The sequence below is a fragment of the Oceaniserpentilla sp. 4NH20-0058 genome (assembly GCF_040371755.1).
GTDB lineage: Bacteria > Pseudomonadota > Gammaproteobacteria > Pseudomonadales > Oceanobacteraceae > Bermanella.
This window is the reverse complement of the sequence record NZ_BAABWE010000004.1, coordinates 232,701-251,937: the sequence shown is the minus strand read 5'-3', so window position 1 is coordinate 251,937 and position 19,237 is coordinate 232,701. Positions and strand designations below refer to the sequence as shown.

At 42.6% G+C, this 19,237-nt stretch carries 15 protein-coding genes; 8 read left to right on the top strand and 7 right to left on the bottom strand.

Annotation, left to right across the window (positions count from 1 at the left end):
- Nucleotides 1–50: 50 nt before the first annotated feature.
- A complete protein-coding gene (serB, locus tag ABWV45_RS07790; protein ID WP_353350365.1) occupies nt 51–1,262 on the bottom strand; it encodes a phosphoserine phosphatase SerB in 1,212 nt (403 codons plus the stop codon).
- 23 nt (nt 1,263–1,285) lie between these two features.
- The gene (locus ABWV45_RS07785) at nt 1,286–1,456 is read right to left on the bottom strand and encodes a hypothetical protein (RefSeq protein WP_353350363.1); all 171 of its coding nucleotides are present in this window, start codon (nt 1,454–1,456) and stop codon (nt 1,286–1,288) included.
- A gap of 188 nt (nt 1,457–1,644) precedes the next feature.
- Here ABWV45_RS07785 and ABWV45_RS07780 point away from each other — a divergent pair, with 188 nt between their 5' ends.
- The 4 genes from ABWV45_RS07780 to ABWV45_RS07765 all read left to right on the top strand — a co-directional run bounded on the left by ABWV45_RS07780 (nt 1,645) and on the right by ABWV45_RS07765 (nt 6,807).
- Nucleotides 1,645–3,015 (top strand): hypothetical protein, encoded by a 1,371-nt coding sequence (locus ABWV45_RS07780; RefSeq protein WP_353350361.1) that lies wholly within the window; start codon nt 1,645–1,647, stop codon nt 3,013–3,015.
- Between the two features lie 77 nt (nt 3,016–3,092).
- Complete coding sequence (locus tag ABWV45_RS07775) at nt 3,093–4,091, top strand: extracellular solute-binding protein (RefSeq protein ID WP_353350360.1); 999 nt, start codon at nt 3,093–3,095, stop codon at nt 4,089–4,091.
- 74 nt (nt 4,092–4,165) lie between these two features.
- Nucleotides 4,166–5,797 (top strand): ABC transporter permease, encoded by a 1,632-nt coding sequence (locus tag ABWV45_RS07770; RefSeq protein WP_353350359.1) that lies wholly within the window; start codon nt 4,166–4,168, stop codon nt 5,795–5,797.
- On the top strand, nt 5,794–6,807 hold the full coding sequence (locus ABWV45_RS07765; RefSeq protein ID WP_353350357.1) for an ABC transporter ATP-binding protein: 1,014 nt from the start codon (nt 5,794–5,796) through the stop codon (nt 6,805–6,807). Before ABWV45_RS07770 ends, ABWV45_RS07765 begins: the two co-directional genes overlap by 4 nt.
- A 64-nt stretch (nt 6,808–6,871) precedes the next feature.
- Here the strand turns inward: ABWV45_RS07765 and ABWV45_RS07760 are convergent, their stop codons facing one another.
- The 4 genes from ABWV45_RS07760 to ABWV45_RS07745 form a co-directional block, all read right to left on the bottom strand.
- Entirely contained in the window at nt 6,872–7,117 is a 246-nt protein-coding gene (locus ABWV45_RS07760) for an HP1242/YdcH family protein (RefSeq protein WP_353350355.1), read from the bottom strand.
- Between the two features lie 108 nt (nt 7,118–7,225).
- On the bottom strand, nt 7,226–9,310 hold the full coding sequence (locus ABWV45_RS07755; RefSeq protein WP_353350353.1) for a TonB-dependent receptor: 2,085 nt from the start codon (nt 9,308–9,310) through the stop codon (nt 7,226–7,228).
- Nucleotides 9,300–10,550, bottom strand: coding sequence for a hypothetical protein (locus tag ABWV45_RS07750; RefSeq protein WP_353350351.1), 1,251 nt, complete (start codon nt 10,548–10,550; stop codon nt 9,300–9,302). Before ABWV45_RS07750 ends, ABWV45_RS07755 begins: the two co-directional genes overlap by 11 nt.
- Before the next feature lie 152 nt (nt 10,551–10,702).
- Nucleotides 10,703–10,999 (bottom strand): hypothetical protein, encoded by a 297-nt coding sequence (locus ABWV45_RS07745; protein WP_353350349.1) that lies wholly within the window; start codon nt 10,997–10,999, stop codon nt 10,703–10,705.
- Nucleotides 11,000–11,262: 263 nt separating this feature from the next.
- On the opposite strand from ABWV45_RS07745, the gene ABWV45_RS07740 reads away from it, so the two are divergent.
- Nucleotides 11,263–12,465 (top strand): multidrug effflux MFS transporter, encoded by a 1,203-nt coding sequence (locus ABWV45_RS07740; protein ID WP_353350347.1) that lies wholly within the window; start codon nt 11,263–11,265, stop codon nt 12,463–12,465.
- 81 nt (nt 12,466–12,546) lie between these two features.
- Here ABWV45_RS07740 and ABWV45_RS07735 read toward each other — a convergent pair whose 3' ends face one another.
- Complete coding sequence (locus ABWV45_RS07735) at nt 12,547–13,677, bottom strand: ion channel (RefSeq protein WP_353350345.1); 1,131 nt, start codon at nt 13,675–13,677, stop codon at nt 12,547–12,549.
- A 173-nt stretch (nt 13,678–13,850) separates the two neighbouring features.
- On the opposite strand from ABWV45_RS07735, the gene glnE reads away from it, so the two are divergent.
- The 3 genes from glnE (at nt 13,851) to ABWV45_RS07720 (ending at nt 19,236) form a co-directional block, all read left to right on the top strand.
- On the top strand, nt 13,851–16,736 hold the full coding sequence (glnE, locus tag ABWV45_RS07730) for a bifunctional [glutamate--ammonia ligase]-adenylyl-L-tyrosine phosphorylase/[glutamate--ammonia-ligase] adenylyltransferase (RefSeq protein ID WP_353350343.1): 2,886 nt from the start codon (nt 13,851–13,853) through the stop codon (nt 16,734–16,736).
- Nucleotides 16,737–16,808: 72 nt separating this feature from the next.
- Complete coding sequence (locus ABWV45_RS07725; RefSeq protein ID WP_353350341.1) at nt 16,809–17,804, top strand: branched-chain amino acid aminotransferase; 996 nt, start codon at nt 16,809–16,811, stop codon at nt 17,802–17,804.
- Between the two features lie 253 nt (nt 17,805–18,057).
- Nucleotides 18,058–19,236 (top strand): hypothetical protein, encoded by a 1,179-nt coding sequence (locus tag ABWV45_RS07720; RefSeq protein ID WP_353350340.1) that lies wholly within the window; start codon nt 18,058–18,060, stop codon nt 19,234–19,236.
- The last annotated feature ends 1 nt before the right edge of the window (nt 19,237 follow it).

Here is a 19,237-nt window from a genome sequence, read left to right as displayed (position 1 = left end):
CCAGTTTCACTTATGCCACTTAAAGAAAGCCGCTCCAACAAAGTGAAACGTTATATATCATCGCGATCACGAATTCCCAATAGATACAGCACACCATCTAAACCCAATGTTGAGATAGCTTGTTCAGCGTTTTGACGCACTAAAGGCTTAGCACGGAAGGCAATACCTAAACCTGCTTTGCTGAGCATGGGTAAATCGTTAGCACCATCACCTACGGCTATGGTTTGCTCTAAAGAGATGCCTTCACTTTTAGCAATTTCTTCTAACAAAAGAGCTTTGCGTTCGCCATTTACAATGGTGCCAGTGACGTTGCCCGTAACCTTGCCATCCGCGATTTCAAGCTCGTTGGCGTGTACATAGTCAATGCCCAATTTGTTTTGCAAAAACTGACCAAAATATTGAAAGCCACCGGATAAAATAGCGGTCTTATAACCCAACTTTTTAAGGGTAGAAACCAAACGCTCTGCCCCTTCTGTCACCGGTAGTCGCGCGGCAATTTGCGCTAATACGGATTCGTCTAGGCCTTTTAATAGCGCAACACGACGCTTAAAGCTTTCGTTGAAGTCGATTTCACCACGCATGGCGCTCTCGGTTATGGCAATAACCTCATCACCTACTCCAGCTTCTATGGCTAACTCATCAATTACTTCGGCTTCAATTAATGTGCTGTCCATATCAAAGGCCACAAGACGGCGATTACGACGGAATGGACTATCCGCCTGCATGGCGATATCCACCCCTAGATCACTGGAGATCTGTAAAAACTCAGCGCGCATCGCGGCTTGATCAACATATCCACGTACTGAGAATTCAACACTGGCCTTATTGGCCCCTTGGCTGTCGTCCTCAAGTGCTATACGGCCAGATAAACGTGAAATGTTATCGATATTTAACTCATAGCGGGCCACTACTTCGGTAACACGAGCTATGTGTTCAGCGGTCAGCTTGCGTGCTAGTAACGTGATGATGTGCCTTGGTTTGCCTTGAGCAGCAACCCAATTGTTGTATTTTTCGGTTGAAACTGGGGTAAAACGCACCGACATACCCAATTCATAGCTGCGAAACAACACATCTTTTAATACGGGGGCCGATTCTGAACTACTGGGTAGCTCAGCGAGAATGCCCAATGAAAGGTTGTCGTGGATTTCTGCTTGGCCAATATCCAATATATTTACGCCATATTGGGCCAAAATCTCCATAATACTGGCGGTTACACCAGGCTTATCTTCACCACTGACTTTAATCAGAACAACTTCTTTCACTTGGGCACCTTGTCTTAAAATGATTACAGCTGGTTAGCGTGGGCTTTTAGCTCAGCAACCGCTGCACGTAGCTCTTCGACTAGGTCTACGGTTTCATGGTTAGAAAGTGCGCGAGCACGGTCTTTAGACATGGTGAATAGTCCTTTTTCTAATAGGGCTACTTTCTCTTCTAAAAGCTTTTTAGTATCGCTCATGGTGTCCACCTAAGGTTGGTTTAAGGCAAGCTGCCAACTTAAAAAGGCCGCTATGATAAACTATTTGTGCCCCATGCGTGAGGGCCGATATCAATTTTTGTTTTTTTAACTATAGATAAGCCAAGCGGTAGGCGCACTGTGCAATAACCGATATTATTGGGGCTTATTTTGTAACTGATCCATCTGCCATGACATTATTAGAAAAAAACTGGCCTTTAAGTGTTCGTGCTCTATTCATTTGCCTTTTACTTGCCCTATTTGCCAGTTTAATTATTGGTCTACCTATTACCCGCTCGGCGGTTGAACACTTAGAGCAGCAACAATCTCAACTGCGACAAACCCTAACAAAGCAAGTTAGCTTGCAGTCTGCCGAAGCCATTTTCAGCCAAGATTTACTCAGCCTAAATGTGATTCTGGCGGCAATCACCGAAGACAGGAGCGTACATTACGCGGCTGTTTATAACTTAAACAATGAGCTCATGGCCGAGCAGGGCAGCACCAATGACACTCAAAGCCAGCCTATTAGTATTCAACACCAAAACGAAGTAATTGGCTTATTAGAGATTCAATTAGATGATACGACTATTGCTCAGCGCACATGGCAGCTTTATGGATTATGGATCGTCGTTAGCTTATTTTTTGTCATATTAAGCAGCTTAATTGGTTGGTTAATTGGTCGTACCCTTGGTCGCAAGCTTCAAGTTAGCCAATATGAGCTAGAACACCTTGGTGCCATTAAACAAATCACCGAGCATCAATCTGGTGAATTTAACGACCTATCAAAAGCGCTAAAAAAACTGCACGACACCACCACTTTGCAGAAGGTTACTCATCATGCACTCTCCCGTTATATGCAACCTCAGCTCACCCCTAGCTGGCAACACAGACAACTGGTAATTGAAACCGATTACACCCAAGGGGCGGTATTATTTTTTAAACTGGCCAACCTTGATCAAGCCCAACAAGAACTGGATAAAACTGAATTAGCCAGCTTATTAGAACACCATTACTCCGTTATTCAGCAAGCGGCCAAGCTTTACAATGGTTGCGTTACACACTATGAGCACAATGGCATCATGGTCTTGTTTGATCAGGAGCAAAACGACGACAAACATAGCTTTCACGGTATTTGCACGGGTTTACTGGTTTTAGGCTTATTGAAACAACTTAATGAAGATAGAAGCAAACAAGGGCTACACAACGTAGACTTCCAACTGGCACTGCACTGCGGCGATATATTAACTCGACGCTTCCCTAATACCGCTCAAGTAGATACCAAACCTTGGCTAGCCATGAATAACGACAAAGAAGCCTGCCACGGCGCAGCTTTGTTATGCGAGCAAAGTGAAGCCAATGCTCTGCTGGTGAGTAAGTCCGCCATTGAAAGCGGCCAGTTGGCAGGGCAACTTAGTATGCAGAAACATCATAACCTCATTCAACTTAATGGCTCTGAGCCTGTAGTGAGCTACTGGATAGAGGCTTTTATACCAAATTATCAAGCTTTGATTGAGCGACAAGTTGAGCACCTTGCGCACAACTATCCAAAGCAAATTAGGTAAAGTTTATGAAGTCTATTTGGATCTGGCCCTTCCTATGTTAGAATAATAAGCATTCTCATTAAAAGGATGCTGCATAAATGCGCCCATTTTTACTCGTCTTTGGTTTAATACTTACCATTAATAGTTCGTTTGCTGACACGGTTAATATTTATTCTTTTCGCCAACCCTTTTTAATCGAACCTATTCTTGAACAATTCACTAAAGAAACGGGTATTAAAACCAAAGTCGTATTTGCTAAAAAAGGCCTGATCCAGCGCTTGCAACGTGAAGGAAAATTAAGCCCAGCCGACGTGGTACTAACCTCTAATTTTGCAAAATTATTAGAAGTAAAAGAGTCTGGCTTAAGCCAACCCTTTGATGACAAAGTGATTAACCAACGAATTCCTGCTCAATTTCGCGACAGCGAACAACACTGGGTAGCACTGACCAAACGGGTGCGCAATGTGTATTCCTCTAAAGACCGCATCGGCAACATAAATATTAATTACGAGGACTTAGCCGATGCAAAATACAAAGGCCGCATTTGTACGCGCTCTGGTAAGCACCCTTACAACTTGGGTTTAATTGCTTCATTAATTGTTCATAACGGCGAAGTCGCTACTGAAAAGTGGCTGCATGATGTAAAAGCTAATCTCGCGCGTAAACCTCAAGGCAGTGACCGCGGACAAGTAAAAGCGATTAAAGAAGGTTTATGTGATCTATCACTGGGGAACAGCTACTACTTTGGCAAAATGCTACAAGACGAAGAGCAAATTCATTGGGCGAATGCGGTTAAGTTGAACTTCCCTAACCAAAATAATCGTGGCTCACACATTAATGTTAGTGGCGCTGCTATCACTAAATATGCCCCTCATAAGGCTCAAGCTCAAGCCCTATTAGAGTATTTAAGCTCAGATGCTGCTCAGTCTTTATATGCCGATTTAAACATGGAATACCCAGTTAAACCCGCAGTAGCACCATCTAAGCTAGTTCAAAGCTGGGGCGACTTTAAAGCAGATGACATTCCATTAGAACAAGTAGCAGCCAAGCGCAAAGCAGCCCTGCGCCTTGTAGATAAGGTCCAGTTTGACCTTTAAAACAGCTCACATCTGCACAATCAATTGTGCAGATGTTTTTTTATCTTTAAGTTCATTGCTTTATAATCGCCGCCATGGCCCAATCTAAAAAATTATTACCTTGCCTGACCCTCGGCATTTCACTGGTATTATTTACCCCAATTATCGCTCTGGTTTATCAGGGCTTTTTCAGTTCTGATGAAAACGATCATACGTTTAGCAATATATTAGATACGGTTGTTTGGCAGTACCTCTACAACAGTTTTACTGTAGTGTCGTTAACATTAATTTTTGCCTGCCTATTTGCCATTGCTCCTGCTTGGTGGTGTGCCCGTTATGAATTCAAAGGCCGCCGTTTTTTACAATGGGCCATGGTTTTCCCGCTGGCTATTCCTGCTTACATCAGTGCTTATATTTATACAAAGACTTTAGATTACGCAGGCCCAATACAGTCCACTTTACGGGACTGGTTTGACTGGCAAAGCCCTGATGACTATTGGTTTTTCGATATTCGATCATTAGCTGGTGCCAGCCTAATGCTGGCACTTGCACTATATCCTTATATTTATTTATTGCTGCGCTTTGGATTTGCCAAACAAAGTGACCACCTCGACCATGCTGCCCGTTTATTAGGTGCCAACTCTAAACAAGTATTTTTTAACATACGTCTTCCCATGGCACGCCCTGCTCTAGCGGTTGGCTGTACATTGGTGGCCATGGAAACCTTAGCCGACTTTGGTACCGTTCATTTATTTTCAATCAGCACGTTAACCACGGCCATTTATGATAGCTGGCTGGTCTATGGCAGCTTGTCCGGCGCAGCAAAGTTATCTTGTTTACTCTTAGCGTTTATTTTAGGTTTGAGTTTTTTAGAGCGTCAGCAGCGTAAAACCCAAAAACAATTTGAACCCAGAGGCCAGCAACCACTGCAACGCTTGCCGGTTACTCGGACTAAGAATATGAGTATATGGCTAGTATGTATGAGTATTCTAGCACTGGGGTTTGTGATTCCGGTTTTACACCTTGTGGATTATGCCTTCACTTACTTCAAGCAAAATTGGCAGGCTGATTTATTCAGCCACAGCCAAAATACCTTTGTATTGGCCGCTTTAGCGGCGCTAATTTGCATGGTGGTTGCATTACTGCTTAACGCCCAACTTAGGTTTACGACGTCTAAACTTAATCAAGTTGCCATCAGTTTAGGGTCTTTAGGATATGCCATTCCAGGAACCGTACTGGCCATTGCTATTTTAATCCCTCTTGGAGCGTTGGATTTAGGGCTACATGAGTTAATGACATGGGCAGGACAAGACAGCCTAGGTTTATTGTTCTCAGGTAGTGGCTTTGCTTTATTATTAGCATTTATGATCCGTTTTATTGCCATTGCCAATGGCAGCCTGCATAGCAGTTATCAACAAATCAGTCCCAATTTAGATTTAGCCGCCAGCACACTAGGCAAGCGTAAATTTGAAGTGTTCCGCTGGATACACGTTCCATTAATTCGCCCTATGGCGATCGCCGCTTTTTTATTAGTGTTTATTGAATGTGTGAAAGAATTACCTGCCGCATTGTTATTACGTCCATTTGATTTTGAAACCCTATCGACTTATGTGTATCAACACGCCAGTGACGATCAACTTGAACACGCGGCACTCGCCTCATTATTAATTATTGTTGTTAGCTTGTTACCCATTGCCTTGTTAAGTCGCACCCAGAGGATGCCATGAGTTCACCTGCATTAAATATTGAAGACTTAAGCGTATACCTACAAGGTAAAATCATTCTCAAGGATTTTACCCTCTGCCTCAATCAAGGCGAAATTCTGTGTTTGTTGGGTCCAAGTGGTTGCGGTAAAACGACAGCATTAAAAGCATTGGCTGGACTATTAGAGGCCAAACACGGCACCATACATTTATTTGACCAAGTGCTAAAACATAACCGTTTTGAGCTGCCACCGGAACAGCGTGACATTGGTTTTATATTCCAGGATTACGCCCTGTTCCCTCATATGAGCGTGGCGGATAATATTGGTTTTTCGCTCAAGTCTTTAAACAAAGAAGCGAGAAACACAACTATTCAACAAAACTTGGATCTAGTGAATTTAAGCCATCTAGGAGAACGCTTTCCTCATGAGTTAAGCGGTGGCCAGCAACAACGAACCGCTGTGGCTCGCGCATTAGCCAAACGGCCAAAATTACTCTTAATGGATGAGCCTTTCTCAAATATCGATAGCCAGATTAAATACAAGCTAATGGCCGAACTAAGAGAGATTCTCAAGCAATCGCAAATCACCTGTATTTTTGTCACTCACAGCAAGCAAGAAGCGTTTCATTTTGCGGATAAAACGGCCATCTTAAATAACGGTAAAATTGAGCAAGTGGATAACACCCAAGTTATATTTGAGCGCCCTAAAAACACATTTGTTGCTCAATTTATGGAGGCTGGAAATTTAATCGAAAGCAAGCACATTCCTGCTGCATTATTTTTACAGCCGATTAAGAATGAAGCATCCGATGATTGGTTATTATTACAAGAAAATGGCTTTAAATTAGTTGATGAGTCAGTAGGTGTTAAAGGCTTGGTTATAGACAGTGTGTATATAGGTCACAGATACAGAAACCACATTCAATGCGATGGCTTTAAGTTGTGGTTAGAAACCTTGCAAGCGCTGAACACTGACGAACATATTAACATTCAATATCAATTGACACCGTTAGTGCTTGCCAATAACGCGTAAATCAGAAGCAGGCTCGATTCTTATTTTTATTTTTTGAGCCTGAATCATTTACTACAAAACCGTATTAGCCAGATAGAGCATTAAGCATTCCAAGCATTTCATCTTTAAGATGCAAACGTTGCAGTTTCAAACCATCAAGATATTGGTCTGATGTGTTCTCCACCCCTTGCTCTATACGATGAATATCTTTATCTAAGTCATGATATTCATTAAATAAACGGTGGAAATGCATGTTGTTGATTTTTAAGTCGTGGATTAGTTCTTTATGCTCTGGAAGCTCATTGGCTAAACTGTGATTTTCAATTGGCATTTTTGTAACCCTCTGTTATGAGTTTTAAAACCTTATGTCTTCATTCTAAAACTCATATCAAGCTAGCTCTTGATTTGCATCAAGAAAGCCGTAAATGGGGTAAGCTATTTAAAAAGAATAATTGGCCCCTATAGTGATATTTCTTCCTATAATTGGACTATATTCCTTTAAGTAACTTACATGGTTACGACCAAATTGATCAGTTATATTGTAAGCTTTTAAATACAGTTTCACGGATTCATGGTCATCTAAACTGAATTCGTAAGACCCATAAGCATTCACAACATAATAATCTGCACTGCTACTTTCATTCTCCGCCACATCCGACTGTTGCGCATAGTATTTTACATCCGCCGATACTTGCCAGTGGGTTTGAACAAACTTAAAGCCAGTACTACTGGTGAATGGCGGAATACGTGGCAGGTTTTTATTAACCCCTTCTTTAAGTCGTGCTTGCACAACATCCCCACGTACAAACCACTTCCAATCGTCTGTTAGTTCATGATCGAATTGCCATTCGGCACCAGTAAACCGTGCATCTCGCTGTTCATGTCGGTACACAGGATCACCATGATTTGGGTCTACTAAGTTTTTAAGCTCATTATAAATATAACCATCGAAGTCATAATAATAAACCGCACCTTGCAGCTGGTAGTGCTCCCCTTGTTGTATCCACGTTACATCCACACTGTATGCTGTTTCTAAGTCCAGATCCCCGTTATCCAATTGAAAACTGAACGTAGCATGATGATCACCATTCCAATACAACTCATCTGCACTGGGTGCTCTTTGTGAGCGAGAAACACTCACCCCTAGTTTGTCTTTATCAAAACGCCACGTCATAGCGGCACTTAACGAAGCGGAGTTAAATTGTTTGTCATCATAATAACTGGCGGTTTGACGGTAAGATGTACGAATGGATGTAGGGTCCGCTTCAATAGTACGCTGATCGATACGGGCCCCTAACTCTAAAATGCCCAAGGCCCAGTCACGCTCCATTACCCAAAACATGCCTAAATCTTGAGTCTGGGTTAGTGGCATTGGCGTATCATGGGCAAACAAGTAACCTCCGTTCAAGCCATTGGTTAAGTTTACTCCTTGGGCACCGTCCCAACTTACCTGACTGTAATCCGGAATGGCTGTGCAGCCTCCATGGTCGTGACACACTTGCAAGTCCTGCCATGCCCAATGCACACCAAAACTGGCTTGCCACAAGCCCAAATTAGGCATACTAAGTGTGGTTTTGAATTCGCTCGCTGTTTTGTTAAACAAACCCACAGCGATGTCACCCAAGTACTCCCCATGTTGGTAATCAATATAAGTGAATTGGGTTTTCACCTCTTGGATACCCTTAATGGGGGAATACACGATACTTTGCCCGTCTAAACGAACTTGGCTTGGGTTAACGCTTGCGCGATCATTATCAGGGTTAGGTACCCCATACTCGTAATCCAGCACCGACAACGCAATTCCATGTGCATTACCATTGTCTGACAGGTAATTCACACCAAGGTTAGCACCTTGGCTATCGCTAGCCGTATTTTCAATAGTAGTGCCATTCCCTGCTTTGAAATTGTCACTGCTGCGATTAAAACCATCCAAATGCACAACCCATTGATCCTGAGCGGCATCTAAACTAGCTTTAACCTTCGTACCTGCATCAACACTACTAAACGCACTTTCAACGTGGCCATGCCAAGGCTCCAAGGCTGGGTATTCATGAAAACGGGCGTCAGCCATGTTCACTACTCCACCCATGGCACTGCTACCATAGCGCAAGGTGTTTGGGCCATAGATCACTTCTATTTGTTTTGCATTGGCTGCATCCACCATGGGCGCATGATCACTGCTCATGGCGGAAACATCGGCGCTATCGGTGCCATTAATGGCCATTTTCACACGGTTTCCGCCAAGGCCACGAATCACTGGTCGCCCGACACCGGCACCAAAGCTGGCGTTAGAAATACCAGGCAAGCTGGAAAGAATATCTCCTAAGGTATCGCCGTTTTGCCCATGAATGTCATCTTCATTCATAATTTGAATAGGTTGGGCTACGTCATTCAAGGCTTGCCCCGATGCCGTTACCCGAACTTCTTCTAGTACAACTTCTTCTGAAAATGCATGACTGCCTCCTATCAGCACAAGGCTGATAGAAGCACAGAAAATGGCATGGATTAATCGATTAATGCTCATGCTCACCTTCTTCTATTTCATGGAAGATAACCATGTTATGCACATCATTTACGGTTAAATCAAAGCGTTCATGGACGTGGTAGCCACTTGGGTTACTCTCGACGTCATCCACATCAATTTCATAACCTTGTTGGACGCTGTTATCTACAACAATGGCGGTTTTAGCAGCGACCGCCATGATCAAATCACCACATTCAGTTGCACTAGATTCATCTAATACAATATTTTTTAAGGCTTCGCCTTCGTGGTTAAGTACTGCAAAATGTCCATTTTCACTCAGTGCTAAAACATCTTGAGATTCACTATCAAGTTGTAAGTCACAAATATTTTGTGAGAAATCATGAGTTACGTCTTGTGAGCCTGTCACTAATTGAATGTCACCCGTTGTTTCATCTAATTCTACGATGGCATAGTTACTGGTACTGGGTTCATACCCTACAATGACACCCCCTTTTGCTCGCCACTGATAGTTTGCCCCTGTGCCATCTAACGTAAGTACTGAGTCTGTAAAGGTATGCTCGGTTTCGCTTTCTTCGATGACTAGGGCAACAGAGCCTGCTTCACAGGCTACTACCACTAGCTCACCGGTTTGACCGTGACCACTTGGGTTAGCACATGTAAAGTTGGTTTCCTCGGTTGTACCTTCATAAAGCAAAGCATCTACACCATCAAAAAGCAGTTTAAGGTCATGCTCTTCATCTAAAATAAGTGCTGGATACGTTTCCACCACAGACAAATCAGATGTACCTTCAGAGGCATCTGTGATGGTTTCAAGGTCATCATATGCCACAAAGACAGAGCTACCAGAATCCAGCATCGAAAAGTGACCATTGGTGGTGATCACTTGGCTTGCGGTAAGAGAAAAATCAATAACATGAGCTTCCTCTTCATGTTCACCTTCCTCATGCCCTTCTTCCTCATGTTCACCCTCTTCCTCATCTTCATGTAAGCCATGAACAAAGTTAACGGTGTCGCTAGCAAGTACGGCGCTATAAGCACCAGTTTGGCTAAGCACTAAGGTTGCGCTATTGTCTGCAGCTGCATCATCCAATGCTTCCAGCTCGCCTTCTTCAAGTAACGATAACGTACTGGTATTGGCTTGCGACACGAGGATCGAGATTTCATGATCATGTTCATGCTCATCATCTATCTCATTGTTGCTATCATCACTACTTCCACAACCAGTTAGCGCCAAGGTAGCAATGCTTACCCATAGTAAATTTTGATTAAATACTTTCATTTTAAAATTCTCTAAATCTTTATATATAACGTAACGTCCAACTGACAACAGCCGATGAATTTATTGGACACTACAAAACGGCCCGTCTTCACGAGCCGAACTCAAATAACAGACACAACAAGACTGCGTCTTAATTTAATGATGCATAGGATTTAAAGAGAGGTTGGGGGCGCGCGGGCTTGTTGTTTTTCAAGTTGAGATAACACCAAAGAGACTGGGGTAAAAGTATGCTGCTCTATGGCTTGTTTTGTGGCGTTGCATTCTGTGGTGTCTGTAGTAGTGGCTGCACTGCCATCCAACACAAACATGGGGCAATCCATCGTATGGTGGTGATCTAATAACTGATCATGCACCAACTGCAAGCTGCCACTAATTAAGATAACCAGTGTCAGCACAGATGCAAACATAGCATTATGTTTACGCAGCTTTTGTAATAGATAGGATTTCATGGGCCCAATGATACTTTTTACGCCACATTGCATCAATGAATAAACCATGGCTTATGTGTAAAGGATTGTAAGGATTCCCTATTTATAGCCACTTAGGCTTGAATATTACTTATTGATCAACCTATGAGTTAGATTTATAACCTAAAGATAAGCCTTCCCACTAGCCCTCATATTTACGCAATAGACTATCCTAAAGCCAGCACTGACAGACTCAGTCAAACTATGCTTTACTCAGCGTCCTTATTTTTATGTACATAAACCACATGACAGCCAAACAACCTAGTCGTTTAGAATTTATCTGCTTAATGGCCGCCCTTATGTCCATGGTGGCTCTATCCATTGATGCCATGCTTCCGGCGTTAAATATAATTGGCGCAGACTTATCAGTTATAAACCCTAATGATAACCAGTTGGTTATCTCTATGATTTTCCTAGGTATGGGTCTAGGCATGATCTTTTATGGCCCTATCTCTGATTCTTTTGGCCGAAAGAATGCCATATACCTTGGTACGGGTATTTTTTTAGTCGGTTGTTTGATTTCAATTTTTGCACAAGATTTTGACCAAATGTTATTTGGTCGAGTATTACAAGGGTTTGGCGCGGCCTCTTCACGGGTGGTCACTATTGCCATTATGCGTGATAAATACGAAGGCCCAGAAATGGCCAAAGTTATGTCACTCATGATGATGGTATTCATCATGGTGCCTGCCCTTGCCCCTTCTGTTGGTCAAATACTTTTAATATTTGCTGACTGGCATTGGATATTCATTTTATTATTTGTGTTTGCGCTTGTATCTACCCTTTGGCTACACCTGCGTCAAGAGGAAACCTTAACCCCAGATAAGCGCATCGCCTTTTCATTTAAACAAATTAAATTAGGCATGTTAGAAACCCTTAAGCATCCTGAGTCCCGCACCTATACGTTAGGAGCTGGCATCATGTTTGGTGCGTTTATTGGTTATCTCAGTTCGTCGCAACAAATTTTGCAAATACAATACGAAACTGGCCAATTATTTTCGCTGTATTTTGGAGTGCTTGCCTTAGCCGTTGGTTTTTCATCGTTTGCCAATTCTAAATTAGTCATGCGAATGTCCATGCAAACCCTATGCATAATGGCTCTAGCGGTTATTTTAGCGGCATCTATTTTGTTTTTAGTATATGCACAATTCAGCCAAAGCCATCCGGGGCTTTTAAGCTTTATGCTATATATGATGTTGACGTTTTTCTGCTTTGGCATTTTGTTTGGCAATTTCAATGCTCTTGCCGTACAGCCGTTAGGACACATTGCGGGTGTGGCAACTTCGGTGATTAGCACCGTTCAAATGCTGATATCGGTTGTTGTGGGCACCTACATAGGCCAGCAATACAACGGCACCGTCATTCCTATGGTCATAGGTTTTATTGCCGCCAGTGGCATAACATTAGCTCTATTAATTTGGATAAGAAAAAAGCAAGCTAACAACTGATAAATACATAAATGCCAAATAAAACAGCCCAAAATAATTTCTCTGGCTGTTTTATTTGGCATTTATATTTGTTCTATCTTGTTACTGTGCTGCGTCTAAAATCTTTTGCTGAAAGGCGTGCTGAAATGCATCGTGAACCATTTCTGGGGTGGGTACATCATCACTTTTAACGAGGATAATCACAGATTGTGCATAGACTCGTGCATCCCCTCTAGGGTGAACGGTAATATGCCCGTCTTTATCTATGTAGGCCATCGGTGTCCCAACTCCTGCCCTTAACATAGCCGATACAACATCAGCCCATAACTCCCCTTCTAGCCACATGCTGTAGCGCTCTGGGTGATCATCTTTACGGGTGAACATATCTTCGATCACAACTTCACTGCCAGGAGCATCCATGGCCCGCACCAATATTTCTGGGTAAGAGCGAATTGGGCGTAAAATGGATTTCACTTCTAAGTCGAACATACGCTTTCGGTTATTATCTTCGACACACTCAACAAGGGTAATATGTCCAAGATGTTGCTCAGATAACCGATAAGCAATATCAAAACTAATACTGTCACTGTCGGCGTGGTACTCATCCTGAGCAAGCACTAAAATATGTTTGGCTCGCTTAGCTTCTGCACGCAGTAGGTCGTGATCGTTATTACCATTTCCCAATACATGGCGCACCCCTAAATCTTTCAGTTGCGCAGGCAAACCACTTGTATACAAGGTATTTAACAGCAATATACCCACATCCGTATAATCATCATCTTCACGAATTTGTGTCACTAATCGCTCAAAGAATTTATCAGCATTATATTTTGGGGCATTAATTATTAGTATGTGGTTTTCCATATTCCAATCCCATAAACCTGAGCGAATGCGCTCATTACGAGCAATACGATAATCGACGTAATCTCGAATTAAAAACGTCACCATCGTAATCGCAGCCATGAATATCAATATTATGGTGGACATTTGTCCTGCCATTGTTTTTGCGCTTAAATCCCCATAGCCAACTGTGGTAATGGTTGTCAAAGTTAACCATATTGCCTGCCATAAGGTTAACGACTCGAAGCCCATCATAGCGACAACATGCAGTACCACCAACAGTAAAACAGTGGCTATTGTGCGTTTAATTTTACGCAAAATTCGTGCATCTGAGCCAACTAAATGGCGATCAGCACTTGTTGGTTCGGTCTTTTTAAATGGTTGGATTATCATAGAAAAAACTGATTGGAGGACGTGACTACTATGGCATACTTTTCAAGCGAAACTCAAGCCTAACTGCCATCAAAAGCATATCAAGTTAAACACGTAAAGCCCAAGACGGCTATTCAGTTTCAGGCTACAATTATAGCTATCTACGCCCTGCCTAAGTGAGTTAAGGAAATACCATGTGGTCAGACTTACCTGCTTCGTTAAATGACTTTTCCACTAAACGTCAAAGCATCTTTTCACAATTGGTCTCTAAACACCCAGAGCTTAATCCAAGCCTTGAAAATAACTCTGTACTTAAAACCCTCACGTTAAGTGATTATGTGTTTACCAGTTTTAATCACTTCCCTGATATTGCTAGCCAGTTGTTTAACAATAAGTTTCTAACTGAGCCACTTGACTGCTGCGAAATTGAAAAACAGTTACAGCAATTATTAAATCAATGTACAGACGACAACCAACTGTACAAAACATTAAGAGAATTTCGTCGTTTACACCAAATGCGCTTAATTCACCGTGATATCAACCGCTTAAGTAGTCTGCCAAGCATGCTATTTGAATTAACCCAGCTAGCTGATATGTGCATTCGCTGTACGGTTGAATGGCTAAATGAACGATTACAAGCTCGATACGGCCAGCCCGTAGCTAAAAAATCAAAAGAGCCTCAGTCGTTGATTGTTATTGCCATGGGTAAACAAGGCGCGGGGGAGCTTAACCTATCAAGCGATATCGATTTAATTTTTGTATTTGCAGAAAACGGTGAGACTCAAGCAATAGACGGGCAAAAAAGTATTTCTAATCAAGAATATTTTACCAAGCTCGGACAAGCATTAATTCAAAGCCTAGATAAAGTTACCGCAGACGGGTTTGTATATCGTGTTGATATGCGCTTACGCCCTTATGGTCAGTCTGGCCCCCTTGTTATGAACCTTAACTCCATTGAAAACTACTACCATGATCAAGGCCGCGACTGGGAACGCTACGCCATGATCAAAGCGCGCGCTGTGACAGGGGAAGCCCATCATATTAATGAACTCATGCAGATATTGCGTCCATTTAGTTATCGTAAATATGTGGATTTTAGCGCATTTGAATCCTTACGAGACATGAAGTCACGCATTCGCCAAGAAACCGTTCGTCGCAACCTAGGCAATAATGTGAAACTAGGCAGTGGCGGGATTCGTGAAATAGAATTTATTGCTCAGGCATTTCAATTAATTCGTGGCGGACAAGAATCCGAACTACAGCAACCTAATATTTTTAAAGTGTTTCAATTCCTTGAGGCAAACGAATACCTGCCTTTTCAAGCGGTACAAGATCTACTAGCCGCCTATCACTTTTTAAGAGAGACCGAACACGCCATTCAGGGCTTAAACGATGAGCAAAGCCAAACCCTTCCCATGGATGAATTAAATCAAGCTCGTATTGCTTGTTACATGGGCTTTACTGACTGGTCGAGTTTTTTAATCAAACTTGATACCCAGCGTGAAAAAGTCATGCTGCACTTTGAACACATTGTGGCTGAGGAAGAAGAAACTAACCAGCAGACCGATCTAGAAAGCTGGCGACATATTTGGTTTCAAAGCCCAGAAGATGACTTGGGCGACGACCCACTCAATACCGCGCAATTGCAAGCCACCTTAGAAAACCTAAGAAACTTGGCTGAGCATAAAATGCAAGCCATTGGTAAACAGCGGCTAGATAAAGCAATGCCCCTTTTACTTAAAGCCTTATGGGAAAGCCAGCATCCTCAACAAACCCTAGAGCGACTGGTTCCACTTATTGAGGCAATTCTACGACGCACAGCATACCTAGTATTACTAAGTGAAAACCCTAACGCCTTACAACAGCTAGTGCGCTTATGTGAAGCCAGTCCGTGGATTGCCAAAAGCATTACCCAATCCCCCATTTTATTAGATGAGCTTTTGCATCCAGCCCACCTTTATAACCCTAGCGATAAAGCCACCTTAAAAGCTGACCTTGAGCAAAGGCTATTACGCATAGAGCCACAAGATTTAGAAGAACAAATGGACACCTTAAGGCACTATGCCAGTGCCCATAAGCTGCAAATCGCCGCCAGTGATATAACTGGCGTACTACCCTTAATGAAAGTAAGTGATCACCTAACGTGGCTTGCCGAAACAATTTTAGAAAAAGCCCTGTGGCTTGCATGGGAGCAAATGGTGGATAAATACGGCTATCCAAGTAACACTCAAAACGAAGCCGTCACTACCCCTGAATTTTTAATTTTAGGTTACGGTAAATTAGGCGGTATCGAGTTAAGTTACGGCTCAGACCTCGACATGGTTTTCCTGCACAACGGCACCCCAAACAAGTACACAAAAGGCGAGCGAGAACTTGAGAACGGCGTGTTTTACACCCGCATGGGGCAGCGCCTTATTCATATATTAAACACGACTACTCGCGCAGGACAATTGTACGAAGCCGACATGCGTCTGCGCCCCAGTGGAGCCAGCGGTATGATCGTCGCCTCATTAAACGCCTTCGAGAAATATCAGCAAGACGAAGCTTGGACATGGGAACACCAAGCCTTAATTCGTGCTCGCGTTATAACCGGTGATGAGCAAGTAGCCAAGAAATACACCCATATCCGAGGGGAAATCCTCACAAAACAACGAAATCCTCAGAAACTACAGCAAGAAGTACGAGAAATGCGCGATAAAATGCGCGATAATCTAGGCTCTCAAAGTGTGGGCAAAACCCAATTCCAGTTAAAGCAGGATGCGGGCGGCATAGTGGATATCGAATTCATGGTACAGTACTTCGTACTGGCTTACTGTGAGCAATACTCAGATTTGCTGTCTTGGACTGATAACATTCGTCTACTGGAAACCTTAGCGTCAAAAAACGTCATCGACCCTAAGCAAAGTGAAGCCCTCAAACAGGCCTATATCGCCTATCGCTCAATGGCACACCGTCGGGCCTTACAGAACCAAAAGTTACTGTTAGACCCCCATGAGCTCGACCAAGCTGGGTTAATCCCCCACATCGACACGGTTAAAACACTTTGGCAAAAAATTATGCACACAGGCCCGATTAACTAAGCCTACTATGTGCATCAAAGAATAGTAATATTGAACGCTGTAAGGCGTTCAGTGAATAGTTAGGAATAAGTAATGGCCGCATTCGGAACCGTTTTCATGCCTAAAATGGCATTGGCAACCTTTGAAAACAATTCATGGACATCTTCTAGCATTGTTCCTTCTGATAAGTTGGAGATGCACCCCGGTGCCCACGTCTTGCATTATTCAAGCACGTGTTTTGAAGGCTTAAAAGCATTCAAACACCAAGACGGTAGCGTCAATATTTTCCGTATGGATGCTAACATTGAGCGCATGGCTCAAAGTACTGACCTACTGTTTTTACCAGCCATCGACAAAGCACAACTTAGTAGCATGATCACGCAAATTGTTGAAATGTATGCTGACGAAGTACCTAACCCACCGGGTTCTATGTACATTCGCCCAACACATATTGGCAATGAAGCTAGCATCGGCAAAGCGGCGGTTTCATCTGAGACCTCACTTTTATATGTACTGCTTTCGCCAGTTGGAGATTACTTTGCAGGAGGCGTGAAACCACTGCGTCTATTACTAGAAGAAAACGGTGCTCGTTGCGCAGCCCACATGGGAATGATTAAAAGCGGCGGCAACTATGCCAGCGCACTTGGCCCGATTGCACGCGCCCGTAAAGAAAGCAACGCAGACCAAGTGCTGTTTTGCCCGAATGGTGACGTACAAGAAACCGGTGCCGCTAACTTTATATTAATTGATGGTAACGAAATCATCACTAAAGGGTTGGACAGCTCCTTCTTACACGGTATTACTCGCGATTCGATTCTGACCATTGCTCGCGATATGGGCATGACCGTAACCGAACGTAATTTCACTGTGAGCGAATTAATTGAGCGAGCACAAAAGCCAGGCACTGAAGCAGCACTTTCTGGTACTGCTGCGGTTCTTACCCCTGTGGGCACGTTAATCCATAACGACGAAGAAATTACCGTAGGCTCTGGTGACGCTGGTGAAACCACATTAAAACTGCGCCAAGCATTGAATGATATTCAATGGGGTAAAGCGGAAGACAAGTTTGGTTGGTTGACAAAAATCTAACTAACACAGCATCGCTTTATTTTTAGAATCCCGTGCAGGCATGCTCGGGATTTTTTATTGCCCAAAAATCAATAGCCTAGCAAAATCACAAGAAGTAATTCTAATTCACAACCAACCCCTTTCACTTAAATAAACCTATCATTGAGCCAGTAATGCAAAACCAGTAATAGGCATACACCACATTTTTATTTGAGGTAATGACATCTAGGCCTCTTCACTGGCATACTCAAATTATCATCAGGACATTATTAATATGCCAAATACAAAAAACTGGCTCAGTGATCAATGGCAGCATCTGACCAAAGATTGGTTCTCTACAAAAGAAGATCAAACCGTTCCCCTTGATCAAGTAAGCTTATTTTATCAATCTGATTTTTATCATTCCCTTGATGCTGGGTTGAAAAGTGCTTTCTACGATGGCCCTCTGGGTGGTCTAGATGCCCGAATCATTGAACGAAAAGATTTAAAATTTTTGCACAATAGTTATCAACTATGGGAAAACGGTCGCAATGTAAGTTGTGCAATCTATGGTGAAAAAGGGACGGGATTATCAACCTTACTAAATGTTTTTGTAAATGACCTAAAACAAAAAGAAAAGCCTTATAAATTACTTCCTTTAAATAAACGCCTCTCTAATGAACAAGAGGTTATCAATACGATAGCTAAAGCCTTAGGAATTGAGAATCAAGATTACAAACTGGACGATTTCATTGATCTAGTGAACCAGTTACCGCCCATGGTCATTGCTATCGACAACTTACATTTACTGGTCCAACGCACGCTCGCTGCACAGGCGGTTATTGACTGCTTTAGCGCTGTTATTTTAGCCAGTAGAGGGCATCACTTTTGGTTGTTAGCCGCAGAAGATCAAGCTTGGCGTAGATTATGTTATGGATATTCTTTTGAAAATTTGATCTCACACCAGCAACATGTATCAAATTTTAGTGAAAGCCAAATGCGTGAATTACTCATTAATAGGTTTTCATATGCTGGCTTCAATATCATCAACGACATTCCCACTGATAAACTTCATAAAGAAAAAGGTCCGCTGCATAACATTGCCAAGCGCAGTAAAGGTTGTGTTGAGCTTGGACTATTTTATTGTTTAAACCATCTGACCCATGGTACTAAACCGCAAAGTATCTTTTTAATGAAGCCAGGAGAAATAGACACCACTCCGTTGAAAAAACTGACACAATCAGAATTATTCACCTTGGCAGAAATCAGTACACATGGCCAGTTAGCGGTTCGAGAACACGCCAAAATTTTCCGTATGTCTCACAACGAAAGTAAAATGATACTTGAGCACCTAAGAGTTTTGGGTATTTTAGATATCACGGAAGACAATGCTGTAAACCCTGTTTATCAGATGAAACTAATAATCTGTGCAGTGGTAATACGTTATCTTATTTCCATGAATTATTTGTACTAGG

What these genes read in the sequence shown, in the direction of transcription:
- ABWV45_RS07785 (WP_353350363.1), bottom strand. Translation starts at nt 1,456, where the DNA reads ATGAGCGATACTAAAAAGCTTTTAGAAGAGAAAGTAGCCCTATTAGAA.
- ABWV45_RS07780 (WP_353350361.1), top strand. Translation starts at nt 1,645, where the DNA reads ATGACATTATTAGAAAAAAACTGGCCTTTAAGTGTTCGTGCTCTATTC.
- ABWV45_RS07775 (WP_353350360.1), top strand. Translation starts at nt 3,093, where the DNA reads ATGCGCCCATTTTTACTCGTCTTTGGTTTAATACTTACCATTAATAGT.
- ABWV45_RS07770 (WP_353350359.1), top strand. Translation starts at nt 4,166, where the DNA reads ATGGCCCAATCTAAAAAATTATTACCTTGCCTGACCCTCGGCATTTCA.
- ABWV45_RS07765 (WP_353350357.1), top strand. Translation starts at nt 5,794, where the DNA reads ATGAGTTCACCTGCATTAAATATTGAAGACTTAAGCGTATACCTACAA.
- ABWV45_RS07760 (WP_353350355.1), bottom strand. Translation starts at nt 7,117, where the DNA reads ATGCCAATTGAAAATCACAGTTTAGCCAATGAGCTTCCAGAGCATAAA.
- ABWV45_RS07755 (WP_353350353.1), bottom strand. Translation starts at nt 9,310, where the DNA reads ATGAGCATTAATCGATTAATCCATGCCATTTTCTGTGCTTCTATCAGC.
- ABWV45_RS07750 (WP_353350351.1), bottom strand. Translation starts at nt 10,550, where the DNA reads ATGAAAGTATTTAATCAAAATTTACTATGGGTAAGCATTGCTACCTTG.
- ABWV45_RS07745 (WP_353350349.1), bottom strand. Translation starts at nt 10,999, where the DNA reads ATGAAATCCTATCTATTACAAAAGCTGCGTAAACATAATGCTATGTTT.
- ABWV45_RS07740 (WP_353350347.1), top strand. Translation starts at nt 11,263, where the DNA reads ATGACAGCCAAACAACCTAGTCGTTTAGAATTTATCTGCTTAATGGCC.
- ABWV45_RS07735 (WP_353350345.1), bottom strand. Translation starts at nt 13,677, where the DNA reads ATGATAATCCAACCATTTAAAAAGACCGAACCAACAAGTGCTGATCGC.
- glnE (WP_353350343.1), top strand. Translation starts at nt 13,851, where the DNA reads ATGTGGTCAGACTTACCTGCTTCGTTAAATGACTTTTCCACTAAACGT.
- ABWV45_RS07725 (WP_353350341.1), top strand. Translation starts at nt 16,809, where the DNA reads ATGGCCGCATTCGGAACCGTTTTCATGCCTAAAATGGCATTGGCAACC.
- ABWV45_RS07720 (WP_353350340.1), top strand. Translation starts at nt 18,058, where the DNA reads ATGCCAAATACAAAAAACTGGCTCAGTGATCAATGGCAGCATCTGACC.